General features: G+C 42.7%; 7 protein-coding genes. 4 read left to right on the forward strand and 3 right to left on the reverse strand.

All coding sequences use genetic code 11. From position 1 onward, the window contains the following. The first annotated feature begins 86 nt into the window (after nt 1-86). Nucleotides 87-1,520: a zinc ribbon domain-containing protein gene (locus F6J99_RS20075; RefSeq protein ID WP_293114657.1), complete on the forward strand. Its 1,434-nt coding sequence runs from the start codon at nt 87-89 to the stop codon at nt 1,518-1,520. A 156-nt stretch (nt 1,521-1,676) separates the two neighbouring features. Beyond that, the gene (locus F6J99_RS20080; protein ID WP_070390908.1) at nt 1,677-1,877 is read left to right on the forward strand and encodes a hypothetical protein; all 201 of its coding nucleotides are present in this window, start codon (nt 1,677-1,679) and stop codon (nt 1,875-1,877) included. Nucleotides 1,878-2,031: 154 nt separating this feature from the next. On the opposite strand, the gene asnS is transcribed toward F6J99_RS20080, so the two are convergent. Then, the gene (gene asnS, locus F6J99_RS20085; RefSeq protein ID WP_293114659.1) at nt 2,032-3,420 is read right to left on the reverse strand and encodes an asparagine--tRNA ligase; all 1,389 of its coding nucleotides are present in this window, start codon (nt 3,418-3,420) and stop codon (nt 2,032-2,034) included. A gap of 425 nt (nt 3,421-3,845) precedes the next feature. Here asnS and F6J99_RS20090 point away from each other — a divergent pair, with 425 nt between their 5' ends. Beyond that, nucleotides 3,846-4,343: a hypothetical protein gene (locus tag F6J99_RS20090; RefSeq protein WP_293114661.1), complete on the forward strand. Its 498-nt coding sequence runs from the start codon at nt 3,846-3,848 to the stop codon at nt 4,341-4,343. A gap of 8 nt (nt 4,344-4,351) precedes the next feature. Here the strand turns inward: F6J99_RS20090 and F6J99_RS20095 are convergent, their stop codons facing one another. After that, nucleotides 4,352-5,458 carry a tetratricopeptide repeat protein gene (locus F6J99_RS20095; RefSeq protein WP_293114663.1) on the reverse strand — a complete coding sequence of 369 codons (1,107 nt, stop codon included), beginning with the start codon at nt 5,456-5,458 and terminating at the stop codon, nt 4,352-4,354. A gap of 579 nt (nt 5,459-6,037) precedes the next feature. Here F6J99_RS20095 and F6J99_RS20100 point away from each other — a divergent pair. Further along, nucleotides 6,038-6,244, forward strand: a complete 207-nt coding sequence (locus F6J99_RS20100; protein WP_070390902.1) for a hypothetical protein — start codon at nt 6,038-6,040, stop codon at nt 6,242-6,244. On the opposite strand, the gene F6J99_RS20105 is transcribed toward F6J99_RS20100, so the two are convergent. After that, a complete protein-coding gene (locus F6J99_RS20105) occupies nt 6,210-6,368 on the reverse strand; it encodes a hypothetical protein (protein ID WP_293114665.1) in 159 nt (52 codons plus the stop codon). The two genes, F6J99_RS20100 and F6J99_RS20105, sit on opposite strands and share 35 nt — an antisense overlap. Between the last annotated feature and the right edge of the window lie 1,666 nt (nt 6,369-8,034).

Genomic DNA, 8,034 nt, shown 5'->3' on the forward strand with positions numbered 1-8,034 from the left:
TCACAAGATGACTGCAAGCCGAAAGGTTGAAGGAGAACCTAGGAGCCGTATGAGGTGAAAGCTTCACGTACGGCTTTGGAGCGGAGGTGCATCGGGTAATACCGGACATCGACCGTAATAAAAAGGCCATTCCAGAGATTAAAAGCTTCAGGACTCCCGACACCTTGGGGTTGCCTGCCAAAATAATGGATTGGACTATTAATGATGTAGCCAAGGCCATCACAGCTCAGCAGGCAGCCTGTATAGATGCGGTAGCAAAAAAGATCTACAGAAGGTTCCCTGGAAAGGAAAACCAAAACAAACGGAAGGAGCTTTGCAAACAACTTAAAACTTTAGCATTTCTGGATAACTCGCTCCTACACAGACTTGTCAGAAAGGAATTTAAGAGAGGACATTCCTGGGTTAAAAACCAGATAGTCTATCAACAAGTGGGCTATAAATGCAAAAGACTTTCCCGTAACACTTATCAGTTAGAATTGGCTGGATTAAGGAGAGGGAAAAGAAACAGGATAGTTATCAGGTCTAATCGGAAAATAAAAGGACAGATCAGATTAATCCACAACCAAATTCTGCAAAGATTTGAAATTCACTTTTTGGTAGACCATGGGACTGTTGAAATTCCATCTGAACGTCGGAGTATCGGAGTAGATAAGGGGTACACGGAGGTTTTCTATGATTCAGAAGGTCAGGCTCACGGGAAAGGACTAGGGAAAGCAACTACCAAAAAGTCTGATCGTATATGTGCAAAAAACCGCCATAGAGGGAAGTTATGGGCGCTTCACAGAAAGCTAGAAAAAATAGATCCAGCTAAGTCAGCCAGGATCCTAGAAAATAACCTGACCAGGAAGACAGAAAATCGTCGTTACAGACAGAACCAAGCTGAACTGGCGGCGATAATAGGAGCAGCTTCTAAATCTCTCTTCAATGGAGAAGCTCTAAAAGTTTTCGCAGAAGATTTAACACAACCAATCAAAGGCAAGCGCCAGAGCAGCGCCGTGTCCCGTAAACTTAATAATTGGATGAAAGGAGCAATACGGGACTCTTTGCAGAAATGGGCTAATTGGACTGGCTCGGTTGTTACAGAAGTTCAGCCTAGTTACACGTCGCAAATTGACTCCAGAACTGGAACCCTTCTTGGGGAAAGAACTGGGGACAATTTTACCGGAATTGATGGGGTCGTGTTGCAGGCTGATTATAATGCTGCCCAAAATATTCTTGCTCGTGGAACTGATAAAGAGATCGGGAAATACATGAGCAAGACAGAGGTACAGGCAGTGTTATTGCGTCGTACCGCGCGTTTCTTGAGAGGAATGGGACTAAGTTTGGTTGATGGGGTTGAGCTAGGTTGGCTTGACCCTAAGCATACTAAAACTAAGGCTTTCAAGCAACTCCTGGTCGAGATGCCAGGATCGCCCAAACAGACAAGTGGGAGGTTTAACTCCAATTACCGTTTGACCACTTCTCACTTGGGCAGCAATAAATTGCACCTTGACCGTTTTATACCGGATTGTCCCGATTAATGACGGTTTAAGAGTATCTCGTGATAGTTGCTAGTTCATTAAGATTTGTAAATAAAAGTAATTTTGTAGTTTTTGATACAGAATAACTGCTATAGTTATAAATGTAAGGGAAATTAATTCCATCACAATCTAATATAAGCAATCGGAGAAAGGAAAATGTCTACTCAAGAAAAAGCTAGGGCTCTGATGATGAATCACCATCACATGATCAAAAATCGTCAGCAATCTATGCTAGGTCGCGTTGCTTCCGAAGTAGGACTAGATAGCTTAGATTCTGACTACTGGGGTACTATCCAAGGTAAACCCCATCCTAGTTTCCGCTCTACCTATGACCGTAGTCATGCTGCACTCAGCTAATTAATACTCTGTCAATTTAGCTTTGGGTAGTGCTGCACAATTCGTGATGTTAGCTACCGTTACCTTTACCAGACGGTAGCCAAACCACTAAATCTTTACCACTACCCATATTTCCATCAATGGCTGTGGGCAGAACCAACCATAGTTGAAATTCTTAGAACTCTGCACTTAAAGGAGTTCTGGGAAACGGAATTACATCCCGAATATTTGCCATACCAGTCATAAATTGCACCAATCGCTCAAATCCCAAACCAAATCCAGCATGGGGCACTGTACCATAACGTCGCAAATCTAAATACCACCATAAATCTTCTGGATTCATGCCCTGATTCTGAATTCGCTTCTCTAATATATCCAGCCGTTCTTCCCGCTGAGCACCACCGATAATCTCCCCAATCCTAGGCGCAAGCACATCCATTGCTGCTACAGTCTTTTCGTCGTCGTTTAAGCGCATATAAAAGGCTTTAATCTCTACTGGATAATCCGTGACAATGACGGGCTTTTTAAACAACTCTTCGGCTAGATACCGTTCGTGTTCTGACTGCAAATCTACACCCCAACTTACCGCATACTCAAACTTACGATCCGTTTTCTCCAGTAATGCGATCGCATCTGTATAAGTAATCCGCTCAAACTGATTATTGATAATATTATCAGCAGTAGCGAGAACATTGTTATCTATCCGCTTGTTGAAAAATTCCAGATCTTCTGGACAGTTTTCCAATACTGACTTAAATACATGCTTGAGAAAGGCTTCTGCTAAATCCATATCCCCCTTCAAATCGCAGAATGCCATCTCAGGCTCCACCATCCAAAATTCTGCTAGATGTCGAGAGGTATTAGAATTCTCGGCTCGGAATGTAGGACCAAAGGTGTACACATCCCGAAACGCCATTGACATAATTTCTGCTTGTAATTGACCACTGACGGTCAGGTAAGTCGGTCGTCCAAAAAAGTCCTGAGTGTAATCGACTGCTTCATTATCGGTTTTGGGAATGTTGTTTAAGTCTAGGTTAGTGACACTGAACAACTCCCCTGCTCCTTCACAGTCACTAGCGGTGATAATTGGGGTATGAACCCACAAGAAACCTCGTTCTTGGAAAAACTGATGAATGGCATTGGAACAGGCATTCCGTACTCGGAACACTGCACCTAGGGTATTGGTACGCGATCGCAAATGACTGATGGTGCGTAAAAACTCAAAGGAGTGGCGTTTCTTCTGCAGGGGATAATTGGCATCTGCTTCCCCATACACTGTCACCGAGGATGCTTTGAGTTCAATTCGCTGTCCCTTGCCAAGAGATTCTACTAGTATACCAGTGACTTCTACTGATGAGCCAGTATTAAGCTGCTTAACGATAGTCTCATAATCTGACAAGTCTGGATTGAGCACTACCTGTAAATTTGCCATGGAGGAGCCATCGTTGACTTCCATAAAGGCAAAGTCCTTTAATTCCCGTTTTGTCCTTACCCAGCCTTGAATGGTCAAAGACTGATCTGGTTGACCATTGCGCAAAACTTCAGCAATCCGTCGAATTTCCATAACTTTCCTCAAAAATCTGAGATAACTGTAAACTTTTCTAAATTACCTGGTCGTCTTTAGCTCTAAAAATCTAAGTAAATATACTTATCAAGGGTTTAATGTAAAGTTTGATGAACAAAAATCTCTAAAATGTTGCAATAAGTAAAGTAATCACTCATAATTACTATACAAATGCAACGTTTGGTTAAGTTTCATCAAACGACGAGTCACCCAAGATAAGCACTGGGGCTATTCACTGAAGCCAGGACAGGGTCAGGTTTTTAGTAAATGGTTAGTTGGTAAAGGTGATCAGTAAGGATTAAGCACAATTACCGATTACCGATTACCGATTACCGATATATGTCCTGGGTCAAGCTTGTAGCCCCAGTTGCGATCGCACTCTGGTAATAGCTTCCATTAAAACTAATTTAGAGAGGTATTTGTAAATGGTAGGTTTGTTTAAGCGCAATAAATCCAAGGGCTTCTACCTGGAGCTAGACGAAAGCGAAACTAGCACCCCCGAGCAACCGGCGGTAGAACAGAAGCCAGAACCGGCTATTGCCCAAACAACAGCAGAAACCGCTCCCGTAGTAGCACCAGCTGAGGCAACAGCGGAAACGGCGACCGTAGAAGCAACAGCTGTTGCTGCTGATACTAAATCTGCTCGTCAAGCCAAGAAAGAACAACTAGCTAAGGCTAAGGCTGAAGAAAAGGCTAAGAAACAGGCTGAAGCAGAAGCTAAAAAAAAGGCAGCTGCTCCTGAGCCAACACCAGTAGCGGCAATCACTTCAGCAGCAGCAGTTGTTAATAACAAGGCAAAAGGGCAGCCGGAAACGACCTTTGCGACCAAATACGTACCAATGATCATGCCTCGTCGGCGTCCTGGTCCTAGCATGAATAAGTTCCTCGACATGGCTGCTCAGATGCAAAACCCTCGTTTCTAGATTAGTTATTAGTCAAGAAACACTAGTCCACTATACAACTGAAATGCTGGATCCCAAGGAGTCTCGACCAGGCGAAATAAGTCGATATGAGACTCCAGTTTTTCTAGCAGATCTTGGTAGTCTAGAGCAGTTTGCGCAAAGGTGGTAAAGTCAGACCATACTGGTTTCTCAAGTAGCCGAAGGTTTAAGTAATCAGTCAAGTTGTTCCAGTTGACTCTGGTAGTGCTTTGGTGTATACGAGAGTCTCGGGATTGAGCATTTTGACTGGAAACTGATTTGGGGGTTAGAGCAATTCCTTGCTGAAATTGATAATTGCGATCGCATAGTCTGAGAATACTGTGGCGCTGTGGTAAATGCAAGTCACAAACCATGGCATAGTCTAAGGTTTGGGTTTTACGAGTTAAATTCCGTCGCGCATCTAAGTCTACTACCTTCTCAAACAAAGGCAACCGTCCTTCAACTCGTTGGGTCACTTCCGACCAGTTAAAGGTAAAGGAACCCAACTGTCCCTGAGAGTTGTGACATACTACAGTAGTTTCCTGGTCACTACTGTCAGAAAAATACTTAACTTGATAGATATTAATTGTTTTGATATCTGCTACAGATGCCCACAAACATTTTATTGATGCTTCTCGCAGTAACGACCCATAATACTTAAGTTCTCCCACAGGTCCAGTGCGATATAAACGCCAGCCTCTAGTAGGTAGCTGTAGCCTTGCCGTGTAAGGGTCTATCCCCAGGATACGAGCTAAGTTTTGAGCTGCTTTTGGTTTATCTTGTTGGCTGATCGGCTTTAGGACTAACACTCCCAATTGATTACTTTCAGGGTCAGCAGTTGCTTGGGCTAAGGCTTCTCTGCGCTGTTCTTTTGCCGTAGCTTCTAAACGTGCTAGTCCCTGACGAGCTTGGGCCATAATTTTAGGAACAGGTGTTCCTTTCAGTAACTGTCGATAGATTCTTTCAGCTGCTTCTAGCTTACCTCTGACTTCCTGGAGCCGTCCTAGATAAAGCTGTGTCCAGGGATTATTAGGCTCTTGCTTGAGAAGTTTTTTAATTAATCGCGCAGCAGTTTGATAATCATGGTGCTCAAAGGCATCAGCAATTTGCTTAAGCATGATAGCGTTAGGTGTTAGGTCACCAAGTGTTAGACATTCGGTCTCTCGCCTTTAACTTAAGTGTAAAATCAGATGCTCCTAGGGAGCAGTTAAAAGTAGTGATCTTTTTCAGTGTTAAAGTGTTAAAGGGTATTTGGGATGATTAAGGTATTACAAGAAATAAGCGCTATACTTTGTGGGAATTTATCTAGCGCTTACTTTTTGAAGTGTTAAAGGGTATTTGGGATGATTAAGGTATTACAAGAAATAAGCGCTATACTTTGTGGGAATTTATCTAGCGCTTACTTTTTGAAGTGTTAAAGGGTATTTAGGATAATTAACTGAGTGGCTTAAATTAGCGCTATACTTTGGCCGAATTTATCTAGCGCTAATCAAAACCTCCCTTATCTCCCTACTCCCTGCTCCCTACTCCCTACTCCCTCACAAGTTTGTTACAAAAGTTTTTAAAATATGTTATAATATAAGATTATTTATCTGCTATAATAGGATTATAGACGTGAAAACGTCTAAGAGCCAGCCACGGATGTTCCACGCTCTCAGGCTGGCTCTAGTCCCCCAGTTAAGGAGATACCTAAAATTATGACGTACTCTGAACGCCTATATTCATGGGCGATTGTTCGGCTATTGCCACAAATGCAACGGGTCGTTGTTGGTCGTTACCGGAACCGGTCTGATGCGGAGGGTCACTTGCAGGCGCTTAAACGACTGATGCCTGATGGGAAATTTATTATTATTTTTGATTTGCCTGAGCCTATGGAGGAAGAATCTGAAGAGAGTAGGGAATAGAATTGAATGCGATCGCATTACGCGATCGCGTAGCGGCTCGTACCGAGCATCGCTTAGCGTGACCTTTGGTCAATCCCATGATTACCAAAATTGCTGGAATTTCCGACAATCCAAGGATTGTCACCGAATTTGCTCAAGCTGGCGCGATTGTGATTATCCCAAATTGCTGGAATTTATGATAACTAAGGAAGTTGCTGTTGCTAACGCTATCATGATTATCCAAAATTGTTGTAATTTTCGATAACTATCGCGCATTGCTCAAGCTAGCGCCCCGCGTGATTATCCCAAATTGCTGGAATTTCCGAGAGTAAAGGATTTTCACCCTTTGTTGCTCAAGCTAACGCGGACGCGAAGCGTCGGGCTTTGCCGGAATCCCATTATTTCTAAAATTGTTGAAATATCCAGCAGTGAACGAATTGGAATGAAGTTGCTGTTGCTAGCGCCCCGCGTGATTATCCACAATTGCTGGATTTTCCGACAATCCAAGGATTTTCACCCCTTGTTGCTCAATCTAGCTCTATCGTGCAGACTCCAAAATTGCTGAAATTTCCAACAGTAAAGGATTTTCACCCTTTGTTGCTCAATCTAGCTCTATCGTGATTATCCCAAATTGCTGGAATTTCCAACAGTAAGGATTTTCACCCTTTGTTACTCAACCTAGGGGGATCGTGCAGACTCCAAAATTGTTGTAATTTTCGGTAACTATCGCGCATTGCTCAAGCTAACGCGATCGCATTATTTCTAAAATTGTTGAAATTTCCGAGAGTAAAGGATTTTCACCCTTTGTTGCTCAAGCTAGGGCGATCGCATTATTTCTAAAATTGTTGAAATTTCCGAGAGTAAAGGATTTTCACCCTTTGTTGCTCAAGCTAGGGCGATCGTGATTATCCCAAATTGTTGTAATTTGCGATAGTCAACGAATTAGATTGAAGTTGCTCAAGCTAGGGCGATCGTGATTATCCCAAATTGTTGTAATTTCCGACAGTAAAGGATTTTCACCCTTTGTTGCTGAAGCTAGCGCTATTGACATGCAGTCACGCTACGCGAACGTGATCATCCGAAATTGTTGTAATTTTCGATAACTATCGTGGGTTGATTAAGCTAGCGCTATCGTGCAGACTCCAAAATTGCTGAAATTTCCGACAGTAAAGGATTTTCACCCTTTGTTGCTGTTGCTAGCGCTATTGACATGCAGTCACGCTACGCGAACGTGATCATCCGAAATTGTTGTAATTTTCGATAACTATCGCTCGTTGATTAAGCTAGCGCTATTGTTATTAGCCCAAATTGCTGGAATTTTCGATAACTATCGCGCGTTGCTGTTGCTAAGGCGATCGCATGATTTCTAAAATTGCTGGAAATTCAGACAGTAAAGGATTTTCACCCTTTGTTGCTCAACCAACGCCGTATCGAGATTATCCAAAATTGCTGTAATTTCCGATAACTAACGTGCGTTGCTCAACAAGGGGCGATCATGATTATCCAAAATTGTTGAAATTTCCGACAGTAAAGGATTTTCACGGCTTTGTTGCTCAACAAGGGGGGATCACATTATTTCTAAAATTGTTGAAATTTCCGACAGTAAAGGATTTTCAGGCTTTGTTGCTGTTGCTAGCGCTATCGTGATCATCCGAAATTGTTGTAATTTTCGATAGCTATCGAAGTTGATTAAGCTAGCGCTATTGTTATTAGCCCAAATTGCTGGAATTTTCGATAACTATCGCCCGTTGCTCAAGTTAGCGCGATTGACATGCAGTCACGCTACGCGAACGCGATTATCCAAAATTGCT

It is taken from the genome of Moorena sp. SIO4G3 (assembly GCF_010692305.1).
GTDB classification, from domain to species: Bacteria; Cyanobacteriota; Cyanobacteriia; order Cyanobacteriales; family Coleofasciculaceae; genus Moorena; species Moorena producens_A.